This window comes from Williamsia soli (assembly GCF_017377795.1).
Lineage (GTDB): Bacteria > Actinomycetota > Actinomycetes > Mycobacteriales > Mycobacteriaceae > Williamsia > Williamsia soli.
This window is the reverse complement of the sequence record NZ_JAFRDR010000003.1, coordinates 291278-313410: the sequence shown is the minus strand read 5'-3', so window position 1 is coordinate 313410 and position 22133 is coordinate 291278. Positions and strand designations below refer to the sequence as shown.

The following is a 22133-nucleotide window of genomic DNA, read 5'->3' as shown; positions in this document are numbered from 1 at the left end:
CCCGGCCGTCGTCCACAGTGCCCGGTTCCGACGTGCTGACTACACTCGTTCTCATGTCGTCTGGTTCACAAACGCAGCCGCCGGTGTCCGAAGTCGCCGCCGGATCGTCAGCCTCTCATCCCGGTATCACCGAACTGTTCGGGGTACTGGCCTGCGGCGAACTGGCCGCGTTCTACCGCTTGGCGTCGGAGGCGACGATGGCGCCCGACATGCGGGGCCGGGTCGAGATGGCGAGCATGGCCGCCGCCGAGATGAGTCACTTCGAGATCCTGCAGGAGGCGCTGGGCGCCCGTGGTGTCGACGTCTACGAATCGATTGCCGCGTACACGCCGGTGCTCGAGAAGTACCACTCCTCGACGGTGCCGAGCAATTGGTACGAATCGCTGGTCAAGGCGTACGTCGGCGACGGTCTGGCTGCCGACTTCTACATGGAGATCGCGGGAACTCTGCCGAAGGACGCCGAGGCCGTGGTGCGCACCGTGATGGCCGAGACCGGACACTCTGACTTCGCCGTCGCCGCCATCCGGGAAGCGGTCGCTGCCGACCCCGCGCTTTCGTCGCCCCTGACGTTGTGGGGCCGGCGGCTGCTCGGAGAGGCGATCACGCAGACCCAGTACGTGCTGGCCGGCCAGGAGGCACTCACCGAGCTGTTGTTCTCCGTCGAGGCCGACCTCAACCAGATCGTGGACTTCTTCGGTTCGATCCAGGATCGGCATGCACAGCGCATGGCCGATATGGGGTTGGGCTGACTGTCCGCCTGCACGCCTGTGGGGCTAGATTCAGGCCAGCAGGATTGCAACAGCAGAGTTAGACCCGAGAGTTCGAACGTATATCTGTGGAGGATTTTGTGGCCGTTGATGTGAAGATCGGGATCACCGACAGCTCTCGCGAAGTGGTGGTACACACCGAGAAGAGCAGCGACGAAGCGCACGCCGCGGTCGAGGCGGCACTGGCAGGCAACGAGCAGCTGCTGCGACTGGAAGACGACAAGGGTTCTCGCTACCTGATCCCCGTCACCAAGATCGCTTACGTCGAGGTCGGTGTCTCCGACGCCCGGAAGGTTGGCTTCGGCGCGATCTGATCGCGTGAGTTGATCCTCAGGAGAAGCCGTTCGACTGTTGCATGGGCACTCGAGAAAGTCCGCCCCAGAGCATTGTGACCGTGATGTCGACGGCTTCTTCTTTGGTCACCGGACGCTTGGCGTCGAGCCAGTGTCTGGCGTTGACCTGACTGAGGCCCACGAGTCCTGCCGCGAGCATCCGCGAGCGATGTGGGTCGAGTCCCGAGTCGTGCATGACAAGTCCGTACACGGCGTCCACACATGCTTCCGTCGCCCCTTCGACCCTGCGGATCGCTGCGGGGTCGAGTGCGTCCGACCGGAAGATCAGCCGGTATCCCTGGCTGTCCTCGTCGATGAAATCGAAGAAGGCCTGCACCGCCGCGCGAACGCGATGACGGTTGTCGGTGGAGCTGAGCAGGGCACCGGTGACACGGTTGACCATCGATTCCGCATGGGAGTCGAGTACGGCGAGGTAGAGATCCAGCTTGCTGGGAAAGTGCTGGTAGAGGACAGGTTTGCTGACGCCTGCGTGTACCGCGATCTCGTCCATACCCGCCGAGTGGTAGCCCCGTTCGACGAAGATCTCGCTGGCCGCGTCGAGGAGCTGTAACCGCCGGGCACTGCGTGGCATGCGCACGCTGCGCCGGGGCCCACCTGTCGTGGGTGCGTTCACACCTGTGCCCGCGGCGGCCGATTTGTCCATGGTCCGAGCGTATATCTGCTCTCGAGTTCCGCCACCGGTGGTTGTGCCTGCCGGGCAACGGCCGGTCCTTGTGAGAAGGTTTACGGGTGACTGGTGCTGGAGGTTCGGGGCCGACGGGCACGCGGCGCGCACCCCGTGACGCGCCGGCTGCTCCAGGCCCGCAGCAGGGTGATCCGCCGCGTCGTCGGCGTGCCCGCACCGACACCGCTGCCGGTGGCCGCGACCATGCCGAACAAGCTCGCCGAAGCGCCGAGCGAGCTCAGCGCGCGGCTCGCCGTGAGGCCGAGGCGGACGCCCGGCTCGCGAATCAGCGGACCGACGTCCATCAGCCGACGTCGGGGCGGCCCGCCCCGGACCAGCCTCTGCGCGCTCGGTGGGACCCGACGGAAGACCCCGGACGCCAGCGAACCGACCGCGACAAGGACCGCAAGAAGCAGAGCGCGATCGGCCGGTTCGTCAGCACATACGGGTGGCGGGCATACGCCATCCCGGTTCTGGCGGTCCTGACGGTCATCATGGTCGTGCTCACCGTGCAGTCCCATGGCGAGAACAAGAACAACGGAGCCGCCGAATCCGACCCGGACGACGTCCGCAACACCGACGTCAACAACGTCTCCACCGCCATCGGCGCTCCGCCGGCGCAGGTCCAGGCCGAGCAACTGCCGGCCGGTGCCCTGCCGAACGGCGGACCATTCACTGCGAAGGGTGCGGAGGGCTATCACGTCGTCCCGGGGTCGACCCCGCGGGTCGGAACCGGCGGCCAGGAGTTCACGTACACGGTCGAGGTCGAGAACGGGGTGGCCTCCGGCGACTACGGCGGCGACCCGACCTACGCAAAGTTCGTCGACACCACCCTCGCCAACCCGAAGAGCTGGGTCGGAGACGGCAAGTTCTCGTTCCGCCGCATCGACACCGGTGAACCGGACTTTCGCGTCACCCTGACTTCCCCGGACACCACCCGGGAACTGTGCGGATACGAGATCCAACTCGAGTCGTCCTGCTACTACCCACCCGAGTCGCGGGTGACCCTGAACGAGGCACGTTGGGTCCGCGGCGCGTCGTCGTATCAGGGCGACGACCTCGGGTACCGGCAGTACCTGATCAACCACGAGGTCGGCCACGCGATCGGATTCGTCAATCACGAGCCGTGCAAGGTGAACGGGGCCCTGGCGCCGATCATGATGCAGCAGACCTTCGGGACGGCCAACAGCGAGATCATGGCGCTCGATCCGGATATGAAGGCCAATCGCAGCTACGTCTGCACGCCGAATCCGTGGCCGTTCCCGGATCGGTGATCCGGCCGCCCGACGGTCGCGCTGTGCTTCGCACTGGCGGAATCTTCGCAGGCGCATACTCGTTGCAGGTAGCAGATGAGACGGCCGGATCAACGGTCGTCCGCTGATCACGCTGAGGAGATCGCCCGTGTCGACATTGCCCCCGCTGGTCGAGCCCGCCGGAGAACTCACCCGCGATGAGGTGGCCCGCTACAGCAGGCATCTGATCATCCCGGATATCGGGGTAGACGGTCAGAAGCGCCTCAAGAATGCAAAGGTTCTCGTCATCGGAGCGGGCGGGCTGGGATCTCCGACACTGCTTTACCTCGCGGCGGCAGGCGTCGGGACCATCGGCATCGTGGAGTTCGACGAGGTCGACGAATCGAACCTGCAGCGTCAGGTGATCCACGGACAGTCCGACGTGGGCCGGCCGAAGGCCGACTCCGCCCGCGACTCCATTCTGGAGATCAACCCGCTGGTCACCGTCCACACCCACAAGTTCCGCCTCGACAACGACAACGCCATCGGACTCTTCGAGCAGTACGACCTCATCGTCGACGGCACGGACAACTTCGCCACCCGCTATCTGGTGAACGACGCCGCGGTGCTCGCCGGCAAGCCGTACGTCTGGGGTTCGATCTACCGGTTCGAGGGGCAAGCGTCGGTGTTCTGGGAGGACGCCCCCGGTGGCCTCGGATTGAACTACCGCGACCTGTACCCCGAAGCGCCGCCGCCCGGGATGGTGCCGTCGTGCGCCGAGGGTGGCGTTCTCGGGATTCTCTGCGCCTCAATAGGTTCGATCATGGGAACCGAGGCGATCAAGCTGATCACGGGGATCGGGGAGACCCTGCTCGGGCGCCTGATGGTGTACGACGCGCTCGACATGCGTTACCGGACGATCAATCTCCGCAAGGATCCGCAGGCGCCCAAGATCACGGAACTGATCGACTACGACGCCTTCTGCGGTGTCGTCTCGGATGAGGGTGTGTCTGCGGCCACCGACTCGACGCTGACCGCCGTCGAACTGAAGGAACGTCTCGACGCCGGGGAGCGGATCGCCCTCATCGATGTGCGGGAGCCGGTCGAGTGGGAGATCGTCAAGATCGACGGCGCGACGCTCATCCCGAAGGGTGACATCGAGTCCGGAGAAGGGCTGGCGAAACTGCCGCATGACCGCCCCGCGGTGCTTTATTGCAAGACCGGGATCCGATCGGCGGAGGCGCTGGCGGCGGTGAAGAAGGCCGGCTTTTCCGATGCCACCCATCTCCAGGGCGGAATCACCGCCTGGGCCAAACAGGTCGATTCGACCCTTCCCGTCTACTGACCCGAGTACGCGACGATTCGAGGCGGGAACACCCGTAGCGCCTGCACGGCTGCGGCGCCTCGCGCCGGTAACCTCGACAGCGTGACCTCTGACTTGACCTCCGTCGAGCCGCCGGAGCATGTGCTGCAGACCTTCGGACTGACACAGGATCCCGTGGTGGCTCTCGGGGACGGTTGGGAAGGCGGCTGGCGGATCGGCGAGACCGTGTTGTCGTTGGTCCCCGATCATGCGCGCGCGGCCTGGTCGGCAAAGGTCCGCGAGGCCCTCTTCGTCGACGGGATCCGCATCGCTCGTCCGGTTCGATCCTCAGACGGTCGTTATGTGGTGTCGGGATGGCGTGCTGACACGTACATCGCCGGCACCCCCGAACCTCGCTACGACGAGGTGGTATCGCTGGCAGATCGGTTGCACGAGGTCACCGCGAGCCTGGAACGCCCTCGATTCCTGATGCAGCCACCCGCGCCGCCCTACACCGACGTCGATGTGTTCACCGCGTCCGATCGGGCCGCCTGGGACGACGTCCCGATGCGATCGGCCCGAGCCGCGGGGATGGGCGATCCGACGTCGCCGGACGGCGTCACCAGCCTGGAGATCCTGCACAACCTGGCCACCCTGCGGAAGAAGGTCGAGTCACCGTCGCAGTTGGTGCATGGTGACCTGTTCGGCACCGTGCTGTTCGCCGGTGCGGCGGCGCCCGGGATCACGGACATCACGCCGTATTGGCGACCCGCGTCATGGGCCGCGGCAGTGGTGGTCGTCGATGCGCTCGCATGGGGTGGAGCGGACGACGCCCTCATCGAGCGGTGGGGCGATCTGCCCGAGTGGCCACAGATGATGTTGCGGGCCGTCATGTTCAGATTGGCCGTCCATGCGTTACATCCGAGATCCACCGCAGGTGCCCTACCGGGCCTCAAGCGCGTCTCCGACATGGTCAGGTTTCTCGTCTAGCCAGCTCCTGACCTGCAATGACGCCGGTAGTTTCCGGACTGGCGTACGCCGTTCCGGGCTCTCATCTCACCTCTGCCGCCAGGGAGGTGTGAGAACACTGTGATTGTTCGGTCACTGATCGCAAAATTGCGGCAACACCGGTTTCCTACCGTTCTCCTCAAGTCAACCCGGCCCGTGCGCCGGACCTACGAGGAGGACTCCTGTGACCGTTTCGGGCACAAAACGAAAGCACTACATCACTGATTGGGACCCAGAAGATGTCGAGGCGTGGGACAAGGGCAACGCCGCGATCGCCAAGCGCAACCTCGTCTGGTCCATCATCTGCGAGCACGTCGGCTTCTCGATCTGGTCTATGTTCTCTGCGCTGGCGTTGCTCATGGGTCCCGAATACGGGATCAGCCTCGACCAGAAGTTCGTGATCGGGGCGACCGCAACCTTCGTCGGTTCCTGCTTGCGCATCCCGTATACCCAGGCAACCGCGATCTTCGGCGGTCGTAACTGGGCCATCTTCTCCGCGGTCGTCTTGATGATCCCCACCGGGCTGACCCTGATGCTGATGATGAACCCCGGTGAGTTCGGTTTCGGCTGGTTCCTCTTCGTCGCTGCCCTGACCGGTTTCGGTGGTGGCAACTTCGCCTCGTCGATGACCAACATCAATGCCTTCTACCCGCAGCGTCTCAAGGGCTGGGCGCTCGGTCTCAATGCAGGTGGCGGCAACATCGGTGTCCCCGCGATCCAGTTGGTCGGCCTCTTCGTCATCTGGATCGCCTCTGACAAACCCGAGATCCTCTGTGCCATCTACCTGGTGCTGCTTGCGATCGCCGGTGTCGGCGCGGCCATCTACATGGACAACCTGGACCACCAGACCTCCAGCGGCCGGGCGATGCTCGACACGCTGAAGTACAAGGACACCTGGTTGATCTCGCTGCTGTATGTCGGCACCTTCGGCTCGTTCATCGGCTTCGGGTTCGCGTTCAGCCAGGTGCTGAACATTTCGTTCACCGCCAACGGGGCCACCAAACCTGCCCTCGCCGCAGCCCAGATCGCTTGGATCGGGCCCCTTCTCGGGTCGATCTCCCGTCCCTACGGTGGCAAACTCGCCGACAAGATCGGTGGCGGCAAGATCACCATGTATTGCTTCGCGTCGATGATCGTGGCGTCGTCGATCCTGGTGGTGGCCAGCGCGATGTCCGACGCCAACGACAAGAAGATCACCGGCGGCACCTTGACGGCGTTCGTGGTCGGATTCGTGTTGCTCTTCATCATCTCCGGTATCGCGAACGGTTCGGTGTACAAGATCATCCCGGCGATCTGGGAGCACAAGGCGAAGGTCAATCCGGGGCTCAACGCGATCGGCAAGGCAAACTGGTCTCGCTCGATGTCCGGTGCGCTCATCGGTATCGCCGGCGCGTTCGGTGGCCTCGGCGGGGTGGCCATCAACCTGGTGCTGCGGGACAGCTACAAGTCCAATCAGTCTGCGACACAGGCCTTCGCGATCTTCATGGCCTTCTATGTGGTCGCCGCGCTGGTGACCTGGTGGTTCTACGTGCGGCGCTCCATCGAAGCACCCGCACTCAGTGCAGCGCCTGCTGACGCCCCGACCGCCGATCCTGTCAACCCGGCGCCCGTCATCCCGTGACCGCGGAGGCGTTGTCGGCCCCGGCCGTCGAGGCGGCCCCGGTGGGGACGAAGACCCATTGTCCGTACTGCGGTCTGCAGTGCGCGATGAGCATCAGCGGCAAGGGCGCCGCTGACGCCGAGGTGACCCCGCGGCAGTTCCCGACCAACAAGGGCGGGTTGTGCCAGAAGGGTTGGACCGCAGCCGATGTCCTGCGCAACCCCAACCGGCTGACAACGCCACTGGTACGCCGGGACGGCGTCCTGACCCCGACCACCTGGGACGATGCACTCGATGTGGTCGCGTCGGGATTTGCGAGAGCGCGTCGGGAGCACGGCGCCGACGCCGTCGGAATCTTCGGCGGCGGCGGGCTGACCAATGAAAAGGCCTACCAACTGGGCAAGTTCGCACGGGTGGCCCTGGGCACGTCGAACATCGACTACAACGGGCGGTTCTGTATGAGTTCGGCGGCTGCCGCCGGGATCAAGTCCTTCGGACTCGATCGCGGTCTGCCGTTTCCGCTCGCCGACATCGGGTCCGCGCGGGCGATCGTGATCCTCGGCGGCAACGTCGCGGAGACGATGCCACCGATGGTCAGTCATCTGATGACCGCGGCACGGGCCGGCGGGCTGGTGGTGGCAGATCCGCGGCGCACCGCCACCGTCGAACGTGCGGTCGCCGACGGCGGGGTGCACCTGCAATTGGCCCCGGGCACGGATCTGCCGCTGGCACTGGGAATGGCTCATATCGCCGTGACCGAGGGTTACGCCGATCTCGACTACATCGCCGACCGTACGTCCGGATTCGACGATTTCTGGCGTGTTGCCGGCCAGTGGTGGCCCGAGCGGGCCGAGCGGGTCACCGGGGTGCCGGTCGCCGCGATGCGCCGGACCGTGGCATTGCTCGCCGCGGCCCGGGACAACGGAACCGGCGCCTACGTGCTCACGGCTCGTGGCGCAGAACAGCATTCGACGGGAACCGACACCGTCAGCGCGGTCATCGGTCTGTCGTTGCTGCTCGGGCTGTGCGGCCGTAAGGGCAGTGGCTACGGCTGCATCACCGGTCAGGGCAATGGGCAGGGTGGCCGCGAGCACGGGCAGAAGGCCGATCAGCTTCCGGGCTACCGCAAGATCGCCGATCCGGCCGCGCGGGCTCATGTCGCGAAGGTGTGGGGCATCGACCCCGACGATCTGCCCGGACCCGGGCAGAGTGCGTACGAGTTGCTCGAATCGCTGGGCCAACCGGGCGGCCCCAAGATGCTGATGGTGCACGGCGCCAACCTGGCCGTGTCAGCGCCACGCGCAGGGCACGTCGTCGATCGGCTGGCGTCCCTGGACATGTTGGTGGTCAACGACTTCCTGCTCTCGGAGACCGCCGCCATGGCCGACGTCGTGCTACCCGTGCTGCAATGGGCCGAAGAAGAGGGCACCATGACCTCCCTCGAGGGTCGCGTGCTGCGCAGGCGGCAGGCGGTGCCAGTCGCAGAGGGAGCCCGCAGCGAGCTCGAGGTGCTCTCGGAACTGGCCATCCGGCTCGGGCAGCCCGCAGAGCGCTTCCCGACCGATCCCCGTGAGGTCTTCGACGAGCTCCGCAGGGCCTCGGCGGGCGGACCGGCCGATTACACCGGTGTCACCTACGACCGGCTCGACAACGACGAGGCGATCCACTGGCCGTGCCCCGAGGTCGGGCACCCCGGAACCCCGCGGATGTTTCTGCAGCGCTTCGCAACCGACGACGGCCGGGCAAAGTTCATCGCCGTCGACCACCACGGTCCCACCGAGCCGGTCGACGCCGAGTTCCCGCTGGTGTGCACCACGGGCCGGGTGCTCACGCATTACCAGTCCGGTGCGCAGACCAGGCACGTCAAGGCCCTCGCGGACGCGGCGGGACCGATGTTCGTCGAGGTGAACACCGATACCGCGGAGCGGCTCGGGATCGCCGACGGCGCACAGGTTGTGCTGACCTCGCGACGCGGATCGGCAACAGCCGCGGCCCGCTGCGTCGACTCGCTGCGACCCGACACAGTCTTCCTCCCGTTCCACTATGCCGGGGATCAGCGCGCCAATCTGCTGACCAATCCGGCACTCGACCCCACCAGCAGGATGCCTGAGTTCAAGGCCTGCGCAGTACGACTGGAGGTCTTATGAGCAAGCGCGTCGTGATCATCGGGAACGGGATGGCCGGGGCCCGCCTGCAAGAAGAACTGCACCGGCTCGACCCGACAGGTACCCAGGTGACCAGTGTGGTCATCGGTGACGAGCCGAACGCCGCGTACAACCGCATCCTGATGTCGAATGTGGTCGCCGGCCGCATCCGCGCCGCCGACACCATGATTCGCGCGGCCGGCTGGTACTCCGAGCGCAACCTGCAGACCCACACCGGGGTTCGAGTCACCTCGATCGATCGAGACGCGCAGAACGTGCGCTGCGACGACGGCACCGTGCACCAGTACGACAACCTCGTCTTCGCCACCGGCAGCCGCGCCTTCATCCCACCGATCGCCGGCGCGACGACAGACACCGGCACCCCGATCCCCGGGGTCATCGCCTTCCGCAACCTCGCCGACTGCGAGGCCATCGTCTCGGCGCTGCAAGAGAACACCCGCGTCGTCGTGGTGGGCGGCGGCCTGCTCGGTCTCGAAGCCGCTCGCGGTGCACTGCTGCGCGGCGCTCAGGTGACGGTGGTTCATCCGCGCGCGTATCCGATGGAGAAGCAGATGGATGCCGCCGGCGGCGCGGTGCTCTCTCGGGTGCTGCGTGAGATCGGGATGGACGTGGTGCTCGGAACACGGGTGACCGCGGTGCGCGATGCCCCCGGCACCGGCCGTGAAGTGGTCCTCGCCGACGGCTCGACGCTGGGAGCGGATCTGGTGATCGTCACCGCCGGCATCGCACCCAACATCGAACTCGCTGCGGAGGCAGGCATCGCCACCGAACGCGGCATCCTCGTCGACGATCATCTGCGGACGAGCGATCGAGCCGTCTTCGCGATCGGTGAATGCGCCCAGCATCGCGATATCGTCTACGGCCTGGTGCAACCCGGGTGGGAGATGGCCGAGACCGTGGCACAGAACCTGCTCGCCTCCGAACCGACCGGATACGAAGGCACGCAGCAGATCTTGCGACTCAAAGCCCACGACATCGATCTGGCCTCGATGGGCGAGGTCGACACCGATCCGGGCGATCTCGAGGCAGAGGTGCTCACCCTCTCCGATCCGCATCGAGGCCGTTACGCCAAGGTCGTCGTGCGCAAGGAGCGCCTGGTCGGTGCGGTGCTGCTCGGTAACCCAGAGGTGGTCGGGACGATCACCCAGTTGTTCGATTCGGGTGCGCCGGTACCGACAGACCGAATGCGACTGCTGCTCGGGCATCTGACCGGTGGCGCAACCGAATCGGCGAGCCCGGCGCAGATGCCCGGCGAGGCCATCATCTGCCGCTGTAACACGGTGTCCAAGAAGAACCTCACCGACGCCTGGCGTAAAGGGGCGCGGAATCCACTCGCGATGGCAGAAGCGACCCGTGCGACCACCGGTTGTGGCAGTTGCGAATCGGTGGTCGAGGGACTGTGCGAATGGTTGGCGACTGCCGATGCATGAACAAACAAACACAGGAGTTCAGCATGACCAGTAAGACCGTAGTTGTGGTCGGCCACGGAATGGTCGGTCACCGATTCGTGCAGGAGTTGCGCGAACGCGATGTCACCGACCAGTGGCGGATCGTCGTCGTCTGCGAGGAAGCCGCGCCCGCGTACGACCGGGTGGGCCTGTCGTCCTACGTCAACAGCTGGGACCCTGCTGCGTTGGCGCTCGACGGAAACACCTATCCGGGTGACCCTCTGGTGAATCTGCTGACCGGTCGGCGCGTCGCACGGATCAACCGGGTCGCGCGGACCGCGGTGCTCGACGACGACTCCAGCATCGTCTTCGATGCGCTCGTCCTTGCCACCGGTTCGTACCCGTTCGTGCCGCCGGTCGCCGGTTCGGATTCCGCACACTGTTTCGTGTACCGCACCCTCGACGACCTCGACCAGATCCGGGCGCGGGCGGAATCGGCACCGGACGGTGCCAAAGCCGTGGTGGTGGGCGGCGGTCTGCTCGGTCTCGAGGCGGCGAACGCTCTCAAACTCCTGGGGCTGGCACCGCACGTGGTCGAGTTCGCGCCCCGGCTGATGCCGTTGCAGGTCGACGAGGGCGGTGGGGCGCTGCTGGCGAATCTCGTGGAGGGGCTCGGGGTTGCCGTGCACACCGGCGTCGGGACCAGTGCGATCGAGCAGCACGACGACGGGATGATGACCGTCACGCTGTCTGATGAGAGCACCATCGATGACGCTGCGCTGCTGGTCTTCTCGGCCGGGGTCCGGCCGCGTGATCAGTTGGCCCGCGACGCCGACCTCGCGGTCGGAGAGCGTGGCGGCGTACTCGTCGACGACGGCTGCCGGACCGACGACCCAGACATCTACGCCATCGGTGAGGTCGCGGCGGTGAACGGTCGTTGCTACGGGCTGGTCGCTCCCGGCTACCACACCGCCGAGGTGGTCGCGGACCGTCTGCTCGGAGGGCATTCGGAGTTCCCGGGCGCCGATCTGTCGACGAAACTCAAACTGCTCGGCGTGGACGTGGCCAGCTTCGGTGACGCGATGGGTGCCACCGAAGGCGCCCTCGAAGTCGTCTTCAACGACCCCGTGGCGGGTACGTACGCCAAGGTCGTCGTCTCCGACGACGCGAAGACCTTGCTCGGCGGGGTCCTGGTCGGGGACGCCACGCAGTACGCACTGCTCAAGCCAATGGTCGGAGGTCCTGTTCCCGGAGACCCGGCAGCGCTGATCGCGCCGGCCGCCGGAGAAGGGGTGGGAATCTCGGCGCTACCCGACGGTGCCGAGATCTGCTCCTGCAACGGCGTCAGCAAAGGTGACATCTGCGGAGCGATAGCCCATGGCGCCCAAGATGTCTCGGCGGTCAAGGCGTGCACCAAGGCCGGTACCACCTGCGGTGGCTGCATACCGTCGATCACGAGACTGCTCGCCGATTCCGGTGTCGAGATCTCGAAGTCGTTGTGTGAGCACTTTTCCCAGTCACGTAGCGAACTGTTCGAGATCGTGCAGGCCACAGGTATCCGCACGTTCAGCGACCTGGTTGCGCGCCACGGTACCGGCGCGGGCTGCGAGATCTGCAAACCCACCGTCGCCTCGATCCTCGCGTCGACGTCCAGCGATCACATCCTGACGGGGGAGCAGGCCGCGCTGCAGGACACCAACGACCACTTCTTGGCGAACATCCAGAAGAACGGCACCTATTCGGTGGTGCCGCGTATGCCGGGTGGTGAGGTGACGCCGGACCAACTGATCGTCATCGGCCAGGTCGCCAAGGACTTCGGCCTGTACACCAAGGTAACCGGCGGTCAGCGGATCGATCTCTTCGGTGCGCGGGTCGAAGAACTCCCGCAGATCTGGCGCCGACTGGTCGAGGCCGGGATGGAGTCGGGGCAGGCGTACGGCAAGAGCCTGCGCACCGTCAAGAGCTGTGTCGGCAGCACCTGGTGCCGCTACGGGGTCCAGGACTCGGTGGGTATGGCCGTTGATCTCGAAAGGCGTTATCGCGGTTTGCGTTCACCCCACAAGATCAAGTTCGGGGTGTCCGGGTGCGCGCGGGAGTGCGCGGAGGCGCGGGGCAAGGACGTCGGTGTCATCGCGACCGAGCACGGCTGGAATCTGTACGTCGGCGGCAACGGTGGTCAGAGTCCGGCCCACGCTCAGCTGCTGGCCTCGGGGATCGACGACCAGACACTCATCGCCTACATCGACCGGTACCTGATGTTCTACATTCGGACCGCTGATCGGCTGCAGCGCACCGCCCCCTGGATCGCCGGCCTCGAAGGTGGCCTGGATCACCTCAAAGCCGTTGTGTGTGATGACAGTCTCGGCATTGCTGCCGAGCTCGAGTCGGCGATGGCAGAGCACGTCGCCGGCTACAAGGACGAATGGGCGGGGGTGCTCGACGACGAGGAAAAACTGTCCCGTTTCGTCTCGTTCGTCAATGCTCCCGCCGAGCCCGACCCAACCATCGAGTTCTCGCAGGGTGGCGGCCGCAAGGTGCCGGTACTGTTGGGAACACCGCAGCCCGGCGCAGCCCGCCGGCGAACGGAGGAATCTGACGATGAGTCTCGTCGATGACACACGCGCGACGGATGTCGCGACCAGTTGGACAGACGCGTGCCGCCTCGGCCAACTGGTGCCGGGACGTGGTGTCGCGGTGCTTCTGCCCGATGGCGAGCAGGTAGCCCTGTTCCTCGTGTCGGACGCGCACGTGGCGGGTGAGTCCGGGCCGACGCTGTATGCCGTCGGCAACATCGATCCGTTCGGGCGGGCGGCAGTGATGTCCCGCGGCCTGGTCGGGGACCGGTCCGGCGAGCCCACTGTGGCCTCCCCGTTGCTCAAGCAAGTCTTCTCCCTGGTGGACGGGCGCTGCCTGAGCGACGAGAATGTATCTTTGCCCGTCTACGACGTGCGTGTACAAGCAAACCTGATCCAGGTCAGGCCCAGATAGCGTGAAGCATGGAGGTGCTGTGAAAGCGGGTGATCCCACAACCGAATGCGAAACCGGTCCGTTGACCGGGTTCACGATCGGGATCACGGCTGCGCGCCGTGCCGACGAGTTCGCCGCGTTGCTGGAGCGACGCGGTGCGCAGGTCGAGCATGCGCCTGCCATTCAGATCATTCCCTTGGCCGATGACGCCGAGTTGCGTTCGGTCACCGAGTTGATCGTTGCCGATCCACCCGAAATCGTGGTCGCCACAACCGGTATCGGGTTCCGGGGCTGGATGGAGGCCGCCGAGGACTGGGGGATCGCCGAGAGTCTGATCGCGTCCCTGGAGCGCTCGCGGGTCCTAGCTCGTGGTCCGAAGGCGAAGGGGGCGATCCGGGCCGCAGGGCTTCGTGAGGAATGGTCACCACCCAATGAGTCGTCGAGCGAGGTCCTCGAACACCTCCTCGACGAGGGCGTCGAGGGAACCCGTATCGGCGTCCAGTTGCATGGTGCGACCACCGAGTGGGAGCCGTTGCCGGACTTCTGTGAGGTACTGCGTGAGGCGGGCGCCGAGGTGCTACCGATCCCGGTGTACCGGTGGCTGCCACCCCGCGACACCACGGCCATCGATCAGATGATCTCTCAGATCATCAACTTCGACCTCGATGCGGTGTCGTTCACGAGTGCCCCGGCCGTCGCGTCGATGCTGGGCCGTGCTCAGGACACCGGCCGGCTCGAACCTCTGCTCGCGGCGTTGCGGACCGATGTGCACGCGATGTGTGTCGGGTCCATCACGGCCGGGCCTCTGGCCGCGTTACGCGTCCCGACCTCGCGTCCGACCCGCTACCGGTTGGGCGCACTTGCCAGGCACATCACCGAAGAACTGCCGCGACGGGTTCCCACGTTCCGGGTCGCAGGGCATGACATGAGCATCCGGAGCCGTTCTGTGATGGTCGACTCCGCGCTTCGGCCTCTGTCTCCGGCGGGGCTCACCCTGCTCAAGGCACTGGCCCGCAGGCCGGGCCGGGTGGTGTCGCGGCAGGCACTGCTGACCGAACTCCCGGGCGGTGGCGACGACACCCACGCGGTCGAGACGGCGATGGCCAGATTGCGTGCCGGTCTCGGTGATTCGCGCATGATCCAGACCGTCGTCAAACGCGGCTACCGGTTGTCCGTCGACGTCGAATACGAGGAGGGGGAGAACACGTGAACATCAGAGAATCGCTGAGTATTCGCCGCATCGGTGCGACCCCGATCCTGGTTGCCCACGGCACCCGCTCGGAGCACGGGGTCGCCATGATCGCCGATCTGGCCGACAAGGTGTCAGCGCAGATCGGTACCACGCGTGTGGCATTCGTCGACGTCCTGGGACCGTCGCCATCGGCGATCCTCCGCGAGGTCGACGGGCCGGCTATCGTCGTTCCGGCGTTTTTGGCGGAGGGATATCACGTCCGCAAAGACCTGCCCGAACACATCGCCGCCAGCGGTCACGCGGCGACGTCGGTCTCGCGTGCCCTGGGCCCCGATCCTGAACTCGCCAGGGTGCTCGCGCAGCGACTCAGCGAATGTGGTTGGCGGCGTGGTGATTCGGTGGTCCTGGCCGCGGCGGGGTCGTCGGATGAGTTCGCGCTCGGTCAGGTTCGCCGGGCTGCGACGCTGCTAGGAGCGATGATCGGTGAGCGGGTCCCGGTGGGGTACGTCGCCACCGCGAGCCCGCGGATCGCGGACGTGGTCGCCGAAACGCGCTCTCGCACCGGTCGTCGGGTGTTGATCGCCTCATATCTGTTGGCACACGGACTGTTTCACGACCGACTGCACGCTGCGGGAGCAGACGGTGTCGCGCAGCCACTCGGTGCCGACCCCCGAGTGGTCGACCTCGTCGTCCGCCGGATGCGTTCGGTTCGCCCCGTCCTGGCAAACTCCTGACCACCCTAAAATGGTGGGTTCTGGTGAGGCCCACCTGGGCTTTTGTCGCCAGAATCCACCATCTTCGGGAGCGATGGGCACATGTGAAATGGATGGGGCACAGTAATATCGTCGAGGAAGTCGTGGGGAATGGATGACTCATGCTGGTCAGGTTCCCGGGAGGCCGTGGTTATCGGGCGTCCACATTCGTCGCTGCGGCGGATATCGCCCACAGCCGGTCGGCGTTGTCTGAGTCGAGCGCCCAGGGCGTGACGCCCCTTAGTCCGGCCTGCAACACTATTGGCGCTTGGTGGCAGTCCTCGAGGTATCGGGTGGGCACGCCTGCGAGTTCTGGCGCGACTGCCGCGTAGACGGAAGTGGCTGCGCCCTGCTCGGGGGTCTTGAAGGCCATCTCCTTCTCGAGTGCATCCTGTGCCGTCTTGAGGGCCTCGGGGTCGACGTGACGCTGAATCCCTGTGCGGATGATTCCCGGCATGACGGCGTGAACCGTGATGTCGTCAGCAGCCCAGCGCTTGCCGGCGCCCACCGCGAACAGCACATTCGCGGTCTTGGACTGCGCGTACGCTTCGTAGGGCTCGTACGGACGGTGATCGAAATTGATGTCGTCCCAATCGATGGGGGATTGGGAGCTTGATGCCACCACGACCACCCGTGCGCCCGGCGCCTTTTTAAGCGCTCCATGGAGCAGAACGCTCAGCGCGAAGTGGCCAAGGTGGTTGGTCGCGAACTGCTGCTCCCACCCGTCCTTGTTGTGCTGGAGCGTGGGTAGGGACATGACGCCTGCGTTGTTGACGAGGATGTCGAGAGGCCCGTCCCACTTCGCCGCGAAGGATCGGATCGATTCAGGCGCGGAGAGGTCAAGCTCGTGAACCAGTACCTCACCCTCGATACCTTGAGCGAGATCCTGGCCTCGTGCGACATTGCGTACGGCCATTATCACCTGCGCGCCCGCTCCAGCAAATGCGCGGACGGTCTCGAGGCCGATGCCGGATGTCGCGCCCGTCACCACCACGTTTTTGCCGCTCAGATCGATGTTCTCGAGAACACTGCGAGCGGTCGACTGATCGTTCAAAGGCGCTGCCATCGTAATCCTGTCGCACTAGAAGAAGTCCAATTGTCAGACTATAGCGGCGGGATTCGCACGGGTTCCAGGCTGGTCGACCGGACCTGCCGGCCGGGGGTTCAACGGATCGACTCGGCGATGGCAGCGAGCACCCCGAGATGGTCGTCGACGGACTTGAGTCCGGCGTCCATGGTGCTGATCGCAACATGGGTTGCACCGGCGTTTCTCCACTGGGTGAGCTCATCAGCTACGGCATCGACACTTCCGGTGTAGATGATGCGGCCCTCCAGGCCGATTTCTGCAGGGTCGCGGCCGGCATCGCGCGCTGCCTGCGCGACGATGTTCTTCGCCTTCTCGAGTTCGTCTCCCGGTTCGACGAGGGGAAACCAGCCATCTGCCAGCCGGCCTGCGCGTTTGTAACCCGGGGCTGAGGCCGCGCCGATCCACACCGGAATCGGACGCTGCACAGGCAACGGGCCCAGGCCGGCGCCGGTGACTCTGTGATACTCGCCGTCGAAGGTCACGGTCTGCTCGGACCACATCCTTCGCAGCAGCTCGATCTGTTCGTCGGATCGTTTGCCGCGGTTGCTGAAATCGGCACCGAGCGCCTCGAATTCCACTGCGTTCCAACCGACTCCGACCCCAAGTCGCAGCCTTCCGCCGCTCAGTAGATCGACCTCGGCAGCCTGCTTGGCCACCAGCACTGTCTGTCGTTGGGGGAGGATGATCACCCCGGTGACCAGTTCGACCGACTGTGTGATTGCGGCGAGATATCCGAACATCACAAGCGGTTCGCTGAACGTTGTCCGCACGTCGTAGGCTTTGTCCCAGCCCGTGTGGACGGTCGGGTCGGCGCCGACGACGTGGTCGTACGCCACCAGATGTCGGTACCCGAGTGCTTCGATCCCTTGTCCGTAGGCGCGGATTGCGCCAGGGTCGCCGCCCAGTTCGGTTTGCGGAAACACCACTCCGACGCGCATTGTGCCCATCCCTTCTCGGTCAGTTCGCATGTTCGACAGCGGCAAACACGGCAGCCACCGCACCCGCGTCGAAGTACTCCTCGATTCGAGTGACTCTGTTGTCGGTCACCCCAACGAACAGCGCGGCGTCCACCGCGACCTGATTTCCGTCGGGCAGCACGCCGTGAAAGGTGTGGGTCTGAAAGACTCCGCCCTCGACCTCCGACCTGCGCTTCACCTCGAACCTTGCACTTGGCATGGCGCCGAACAGCATCGCAAGATTCTGCAGATGTTCATCGACGGTCAGATCACCGGCTCCGTCGTTGTGCCAAATGGTCGCATCGGGTGCGTAAATCTTCCGCAGTTCGTCTACATCTGCGGCTTCTGCAGCAACGAAATACCGCTCTACGACATCGATCGAAGTCATATCCATCCTCGTTCTAGTGGTGACTGTGGGGGAGTGCGTCTGCCGACCGGAAGCGAGAAACGTCGCGCGTGGACAGTGATGCCGGTCGCCTGTGGACGCATCAGGACCAAAAGTCGCCTTCATCGGTATAGGCATGATATTTGGCGATCAGTCCGGCATCGTCGAAGTGGAAGACTGCGCAACCCGGACCTTCGTAACTTTTACCGTTGTCGCGCTTGAGGCGAACGGTGATCTCGGCGACGCACTGCTCACCGTCGAGGTCGTGGATGTATTGATCGACCGTCATCGTCATCTCGGTGACTCCGGTGACCGCCAGTGATTTCACGACGCGTTCCTGGAGGATCTCCACCGAGTGAGTCGGTTCGTTTCCGGCCACCTGAAAGACGATCTCGGGATGCAAGAACGCAGAGATCCGATCCCAGTCCTGCACCGAGCAGGCGTCGTAGTAGTCCTGGATCCTCTGCTCACGCAGCTTCGCTGTTTGCTCTTGGTACATGATCAATCCTGTTCTGCTGGTTGGTGCTCGACGAGGTGTTCAAAGCCAGAAGTGCCCGGGGTCGAGGTACGCGTGGTAGCTCTCGATCCGATCCTCGTCATCGAAACGGAACACTGCGACGCACGGCCCCGTGAACGTCCGTCCATCGGCTCGTGCGAGTTGAACCTCGATCTCCGACACGCAATAGCGGCCCTGCGGGTCGTGGATGAACGACTCGATCAGGTGCAACATCACAGTGACCTCACACGACTTGAGATTTCCTTCTACGTTTTCCTGCAAGACGTCGAGCGAACGTATCGGCTCGGCGTTGCCGACCCGGAATTCCATCTGGGGCGCAAAGAACGACCTGATGACGTCCCAGTCTTGAGTGTCGTTCGAGTCGTAGTAATCGCGGACGATCTGCTCCCGCCGGGCAGTGAGCTGTTCGGTCAACATAGGTATTGAACCTTCCTGAGGTGGAGACCCTGTGGTGGTAGCTCGTGAGTCATCGTGAGCTCTGTAGCGCAGGCCCGGGTCACGTCGACCAGGGGTGTTGCGGTCGAGTGTGACCACGATAACAGCGCCGTCGGATTTTTCAATAGTCCGATAATTATTCGCAGAACGAGAGTGGTAGCGGTGCGCGTCATCCAAGTAGGCCTGCGCCACACGTTGGGTTCTCGTGAGCCTCGAGCAGAGGCACTGGGGCCGCATGGGGTTGACCACTGCGAATGTGCTCGCGGCCTTTTGCGGGTCACCGTGCACTCCTTCTAAATGTCGGACTATTGCGAGAACAGACGTTTACCGCTACTGTCCCTTCTACGCATGAGACGCACCTCACATATAGAGCGGCATGAGGAGTGAATCTCAGTCCTGTGAGGTCAGAGAGACGAGGAATCATCAGCATGTTTGGCAAAACACAGCGGAACCGGAGCGGTCGGCTCAGCCGGCTCACGATTGGGGTGACAATGGTCGCCGCAGCGTCGATGGTGCTGGCGGGTTGCGGCTCAGACTCAGAGTCGTCCGGCGGGGATCGGCCATCGGCTTCCAGCAACCTGACCGGTGAGCCGATCAAGGTGATGACCATCGCTTCGGGGACCGGCCAGCTCGATCCTCACCCGGAAATCCTCAAGACCGCCGAGATGTACGGCGATTGGATCAACGAAAACGGTGGCATCGGGGGCCGGCCTCTCGAGGTCATCACCTGTGACAACGCAGACGACCCCAACAAGGATGCTGCCTGCGCGCGCAAGGCCGTGGACGAGGGTGTCGTGGCGACAGTCGGGTCGTACACCCTCAACGGCGAGTCGGTCATACCGGTGCTGGAGCAGGCGAACACGTCGTCATTCGGAATCTGTTGTGCGATCGTGGCTTCCGAGTTGGACAGCCCGGTGGTCCAGCAGCTCGGAGCCGGACTGGCCATGCAGAGCGGCATGGGCGTCAAGGCGGCCGCCGACGGCTGCAAGAACACAGTGTGGATCGGTTCGGACGCAGGCGATACGACCGACCTCCAGGTGAAACTCGCGGAGGGTGGCCTCAAGTCGATGGGTGCGGCTCCGCTCAAAGAGGTGGTGCGCATCCCGCTCAAGGCGCAGGACTATTCCGCGCAGGTGACACAGGCACTCGATGGAAGCGATTGCCTTATCTCTCCGATCCCCGAAGCGAGCCTCGCGCCCTTCCTCAGTGCATTCGCATCCCAGGGAGGAGACCAGCGGATCTACGGATTGCAGGGCCTCCTGACCGAAAACGTTGCCAAGCAGTTCTCTCAGCAGACCGACGGCGCTGTGGTCACGGGCATGTACCAAGATCTGTCGACTCCGGCCTACGCCGACCTGCGCGCAGCGATCAAACAGTACAAGCCGGATTCGGACCTCGTGTTCAACAGCATCGGAGCACTGGGCGCTTGGGCGGCATATGACGAGTTCACCTCTGTCGTCGAAGGTATTACCGGCCCTCTCGACCACAACACGTTCCTCGCCGCTGCACAAAAGCATGTGTCGACCTTCCCGGGTGTGGCCCCCGGCGTCGACTTCGCCAAGTCGTACGACGGACTGGGTGGCGCATTCAAGAACCAAGTCAATCGGTCGATCACATACTCGGTGATCAAGGACGGCAAGATCACTCCGTTCGCTGATGGTGCCTTCTATGACATGACCGCTCCGATGGCCGGCACCCCGATCCCGGCGGCGAGCACCCCGCCCAAGGGGGACTAGTTCGCGCACGCCCAAGCCCCCACCCGGGGCTTGGGCGTGTCATCGCCCATATCGCGAAATCGATATGTAGCCAGGGTTCTTCGGTTCTACCGGAGACAGGGCGCACTGCTCCAACTGTCAAATCGTCTTACAACGATGAAATCAAGAGCAAAGGAATCACATGACGACGAACCCTTCTGAATCTCGTAGCCCCCGATCAGTGAGAAGTTCGTCGTCGCATCAGCAGGGCCAACAGGGCCGGCGCGCAGCGCTTGCCGCATACTTTGGAAGTGTTCTGGAGTACTATGACTACTTCATCTACGCTTCGGCTTCAGCTCTGGTCTTCGGAACAGTGTTCTTCTCGGCAGCAGGCGATCTCGCTCTACTGGTCTCGCTTGCATCCTTCGGCGTGGCTTACGTCGCACGCTTCTTCGGTGCTCTGCTCTGGGGACATTTCGGGGACAAGTTCTCTCGTAAGAGGGTCTTGGTTCTGACGTTGGTGATGATGGGAAGTGCGACGCTGATCATCGGTGCGCTGCCCTCCTATGAGCAGATAGGTGTCGCCGCTCCGATACTGCTTGTCGTGATGCGTCTGGTCCAGGGCGTCTCGGCCGCCGGTGAGACGGCAGGAGCAGTCAGTCTGGTGGTCGAGAGCTCCGACTCGTCTCGAAAGGCCTTCAACGCCAGCTGGATTCAGTCGGGAAACCTCACCGGATTCATCCTCGCCAATCTCGTGTTCGTGCCGGTGGCAATGCTCCCGGATGATCAGCTGATGTCGTGGGGATGGCGGATACCGTTCTTGTTCAGCGGACTGTTGATCGTGCTCGGCTATGTGATCCGGCGAGGGCTCGACGAGCCGGAGGAGTTCTTGGAAGCAAAGGCACACCAGCCGGCAAAGCAGGTATCACCGCTGTGGGTGCTCTTCCGCGATCACAAGGGTGCACTACTGACCGTCGCGGCGATGGCTCTGTTCCAAGGGACCCACACGATGGTCACCGTCTTCGGCCTGGCCTACGCCACGAAGGTCGTGGGTCTGCCGAGTTCGTCCATCCTGTGGATGCTCGTAGCAGTCACCGCCGTGTCGCTCCTGACCGTGCCGCTGGGAGGGTGGCTATCGGATCGCGTGGGGTGCAAGCCGGTCTTCATCTACGGAGCGGTGTTCAGCATCCCGGCCTTCGCGGTCTATCTCTGGTCGTTCAACACACACAACATGGTCGTCATCTACGTGGCGGCGATTGCGGTGTACGCCCTCGTCTACAGCGTCGGTAACGGCAGCACCATGGCGTTCTTCGCGGGACAGTTCGACGTCGGCGTTCGATACGGCGGCCTGGCGGTCGGAATGCAGATCGCCGGCTTGCTGTTCGGGTTCATCCCGTCGATTGCGATCGGTCTCATCGATGGCACACCTGGTAACTGGGTCTACGCAGTGTCGGTGCAGGCGACGCTGTGCGTGATCGCTCTGATCGGTTGTGCCTTCGCCCGAACGACGAAACCCGGTCGCGTCCCCGAGGTCGAGGCCGCGAAAGTCTCTGCAGCTCGGTAGCCAACTCGAAGCCCGCAGGGAAGTCCCAGGCCGCCTGGGCGAGTATCCGTCTCCAACTCTCAATTTCGATACCTCACTATTCTTGACACCGCTAGGGGTGCTTC

The 22133-nt window shown here is 64.4% G+C and carries 20 protein-coding genes; 14 read left to right on the top strand and 6 right to left on the bottom strand.

Annotated elements, in window-relative coordinates:
* The first annotated feature begins 53 nt into the window (after window positions 1-53).
* Both J3S28_RS10000 and J3S28_RS09995 read left to right on the top strand, forming a co-directional pair.
* Window positions 54-749, top strand: coding sequence for a ferritin-like fold-containing protein (locus J3S28_RS10000; protein ID WP_207840125.1), 696 nt, complete (start codon window positions 54-56; stop codon window positions 747-749).
* A gap of 98 nt (window positions 750-847) precedes the next feature.
* Window positions 848-1081: a DUF3107 domain-containing protein gene (locus J3S28_RS09995; protein ID WP_084834953.1), complete on the top strand. Its 234-nt coding sequence runs from the start codon at window positions 848-850 to the stop codon at window positions 1079-1081.
* 16 nt (window positions 1082-1097) lie between these two features.
* Here the strand turns inward: J3S28_RS09995 and fasR are convergent, their stop codons facing one another.
* Window positions 1098-1763 carry an HTH-type transcriptional activator FasR gene (gene fasR, locus J3S28_RS09990; protein WP_084834927.1) on the bottom strand — a complete coding sequence of 222 codons (666 nt, stop codon included), beginning with the start codon at window positions 1761-1763 and terminating at the stop codon, window positions 1098-1100.
* Window positions 1764-1849: 86 nt separating this feature from the next.
* On the opposite strand from fasR, the gene J3S28_RS09985 reads away from it, so the two are divergent.
* The 10 genes from J3S28_RS09985 (at window position 1850) to J3S28_RS09940 (ending at window position 15373) form a co-directional block, all read left to right on the top strand.
* The gene (locus J3S28_RS09985; protein ID WP_207840123.1) at window positions 1850-3058 is read left to right on the top strand and encodes a DUF3152 domain-containing protein; all 1209 of its coding nucleotides are present in this window, start codon (window positions 1850-1852) and stop codon (window positions 3056-3058) included.
* Between the two features lie 127 nt (window positions 3059-3185).
* Window positions 3186-4361 (top strand): adenylyltransferase/sulfurtransferase MoeZ, encoded by a 1176-nt coding sequence (gene moeZ / locus J3S28_RS09980; protein WP_207840121.1) that lies wholly within the window; start codon window positions 3186-3188, stop codon window positions 4359-4361.
* A gap of 93 nt (window positions 4362-4454) precedes the next feature.
* On the top strand, window positions 4455-5309 hold the full coding sequence (locus tag J3S28_RS09975; RefSeq protein ID WP_207840781.1) for a TIGR02569 family protein: 855 nt from the start codon (window positions 4455-4457) through the stop codon (window positions 5307-5309).
* 202 nt (window positions 5310-5511) lie between these two features.
* Entirely contained in the window at window positions 5512-6948 is a 1437-nt protein-coding gene (locus J3S28_RS09970; protein ID WP_207840119.1) for a nitrate/nitrite transporter, read from the top strand.
* Window positions 6949-7034: 86 nt separating this feature from the next.
* Entirely contained in the window at window positions 7035-9074 is a 2040-nt protein-coding gene (locus J3S28_RS09965; protein WP_237341413.1) for a molybdopterin oxidoreductase family protein, read from the top strand.
* Complete coding sequence (locus J3S28_RS09960; RefSeq protein WP_207840115.1) at window positions 9071-10522, top strand: FAD-dependent oxidoreductase; 1452 nt, start codon at window positions 9071-9073, stop codon at window positions 10520-10522. Before J3S28_RS09965 ends, J3S28_RS09960 begins: the two co-directional genes overlap by 4 nt.
* Window positions 10519-13095 carry a nitrite reductase large subunit NirB gene (gene nirB / locus J3S28_RS09955; RefSeq protein ID WP_207840113.1) on the top strand — a complete coding sequence of 859 codons (2577 nt, stop codon included), beginning with the start codon at window positions 10519-10521 and terminating at the stop codon, window positions 13093-13095. Before J3S28_RS09960 ends, nirB begins: the two co-directional genes overlap by 4 nt.
* Window positions 13079-13468 carry a nitrite reductase small subunit NirD gene (gene nirD / locus J3S28_RS09950; protein WP_207840112.1) on the top strand — a complete coding sequence of 130 codons (390 nt, stop codon included), beginning with the start codon at window positions 13079-13081 and terminating at the stop codon, window positions 13466-13468. The genes nirB and nirD overlap by 17 nt, the downstream gene beginning before the upstream one ends.
* Window positions 13469-13487: 19 nt before the next feature.
* Window positions 13488-14657 carry a uroporphyrinogen-III synthase gene (locus tag J3S28_RS09945; protein WP_307797010.1) on the top strand — a complete coding sequence of 390 codons (1170 nt, stop codon included), beginning with the start codon at window positions 13488-13490 and terminating at the stop codon, window positions 14655-14657.
* On the top strand, window positions 14654-15373 hold the full coding sequence (locus tag J3S28_RS09940; protein WP_307797008.1) for a sirohydrochlorin chelatase: 720 nt from the start codon (window positions 14654-14656) through the stop codon (window positions 15371-15373). Before J3S28_RS09945 ends, J3S28_RS09940 begins: the two co-directional genes overlap by 4 nt.
* Window positions 15374-15542: 169 nt before the next feature.
* Here the strand turns inward: J3S28_RS09940 and J3S28_RS09935 are convergent, their stop codons facing one another.
* The 5 genes from J3S28_RS09935 to J3S28_RS09915 form a co-directional block, all read right to left on the bottom strand.
* Window positions 15543-16457: an SDR family NAD(P)-dependent oxidoreductase gene (locus J3S28_RS09935; protein ID WP_207840109.1), complete on the bottom strand. Its 915-nt coding sequence runs from the start codon at window positions 16455-16457 to the stop codon at window positions 15543-15545.
* A 98-nt stretch (window positions 16458-16555) separates the two neighbouring features.
* The gene (locus J3S28_RS09930; protein WP_207840775.1) at window positions 16556-17416 is read right to left on the bottom strand and encodes an LLM class F420-dependent oxidoreductase; all 861 of its coding nucleotides are present in this window, start codon (window positions 17414-17416) and stop codon (window positions 16556-16558) included.
* A 19-nt stretch (window positions 17417-17435) separates the two neighbouring features.
* On the bottom strand, window positions 17436-17822 hold the full coding sequence (locus tag J3S28_RS09925; RefSeq protein WP_207840107.1) for a nuclear transport factor 2 family protein: 387 nt from the start codon (window positions 17820-17822) through the stop codon (window positions 17436-17438).
* A gap of 100 nt (window positions 17823-17922) precedes the next feature.
* On the bottom strand, window positions 17923-18318 hold the full coding sequence (locus J3S28_RS09920; RefSeq protein WP_207840105.1) for a nuclear transport factor 2 family protein: 396 nt from the start codon (window positions 18316-18318) through the stop codon (window positions 17923-17925).
* Window positions 18319-18357: 39 nt separating this feature from the next.
* The gene (locus J3S28_RS09915) at window positions 18358-18753 is read right to left on the bottom strand and encodes a nuclear transport factor 2 family protein (RefSeq protein WP_207840103.1); all 396 of its coding nucleotides are present in this window, start codon (window positions 18751-18753) and stop codon (window positions 18358-18360) included.
* 509 nt (window positions 18754-19262) lie between these two features.
* On the opposite strand from J3S28_RS09915, the gene J3S28_RS09910 reads away from it, so the two are divergent.
* Both J3S28_RS09910 and J3S28_RS09905 read left to right on the top strand, forming a co-directional pair.
* A complete protein-coding gene (locus J3S28_RS09910) occupies window positions 19263-20507 on the top strand; it encodes an ABC transporter substrate-binding protein (RefSeq protein ID WP_207840101.1) in 1245 nt (414 codons plus the stop codon).
* 199 nt (window positions 20508-20706) lie between these two features.
* Window positions 20707-22029 carry an MFS transporter gene (locus J3S28_RS09905; protein ID WP_307797005.1) on the top strand — a complete coding sequence of 441 codons (1323 nt, stop codon included), beginning with the start codon at window positions 20707-20709 and terminating at the stop codon, window positions 22027-22029.
* The last annotated feature ends 104 nt before the right edge of the window (window positions 22030-22133 follow it).

Excerpts from the sequence above, each read along its gene's own strand:
- J3S28_RS09920 (WP_207840105.1), bottom strand. The coding sequence starts at position 18,318 with ATGTACCAAGAGCAAACAGCGAAGCTGCGTGAGCAGAGGATCCAGGAC.
- J3S28_RS09925 (WP_207840107.1), bottom strand. The coding sequence starts at position 17,822 with ATGACTTCGATCGATGTCGTAGAGCGGTATTTCGTTGCTGCAGAAGCC.
- J3S28_RS09935 (WP_207840109.1), bottom strand. The coding sequence starts at position 16,457 with ATGGCAGCGCCTTTGAACGATCAGTCGACCGCTCGCAGTGTTCTCGAG.
- nirD (WP_207840112.1), top strand. The coding sequence starts at position 13,079 with ATGAGTCTCGTCGATGACACACGCGCGACGGATGTCGCGACCAGTTGG.
- J3S28_RS09965 (WP_237341413.1), top strand. The coding sequence starts at position 7,035 with ATGAGCATCAGCGGCAAGGGCGCCGCTGACGCCGAGGTGACCCCGCGG.
- fasR (WP_084834927.1), bottom strand. The coding sequence starts at position 1,763 with ATGGACAAATCGGCCGCCGCGGGCACAGGTGTGAACGCACCCACGACA.
- J3S28_RS09910 (WP_207840101.1), top strand. The coding sequence starts at position 19,263 with ATGGTCGCCGCAGCGTCGATGGTGCTGGCGGGTTGCGGCTCAGACTCA.
- J3S28_RS09960 (WP_207840115.1), top strand. The coding sequence starts at position 9,071 with ATGAGCAAGCGCGTCGTGATCATCGGGAACGGGATGGCCGGGGCCCGC.
- J3S28_RS10000 (WP_207840125.1), top strand. The coding sequence starts at position 54 with ATGTCGTCTGGTTCACAAACGCAGCCGCCGGTGTCCGAAGTCGCCGCC.
- nirB (WP_207840113.1), top strand. The coding sequence starts at position 10,519 with ATGAACAAACAAACACAGGAGTTCAGCATGACCAGTAAGACCGTAGTT.
- J3S28_RS09915 (WP_207840103.1), bottom strand. The coding sequence starts at position 18,753 with ATGTTGACCGAACAGCTCACTGCCCGGCGGGAGCAGATCGTCCGCGAT.
- J3S28_RS09930 (WP_207840775.1), bottom strand. The coding sequence starts at position 17,416 with ATGCGCGTCGGAGTGGTGTTTCCGCAAACCGAACTGGGCGGCGACCCT.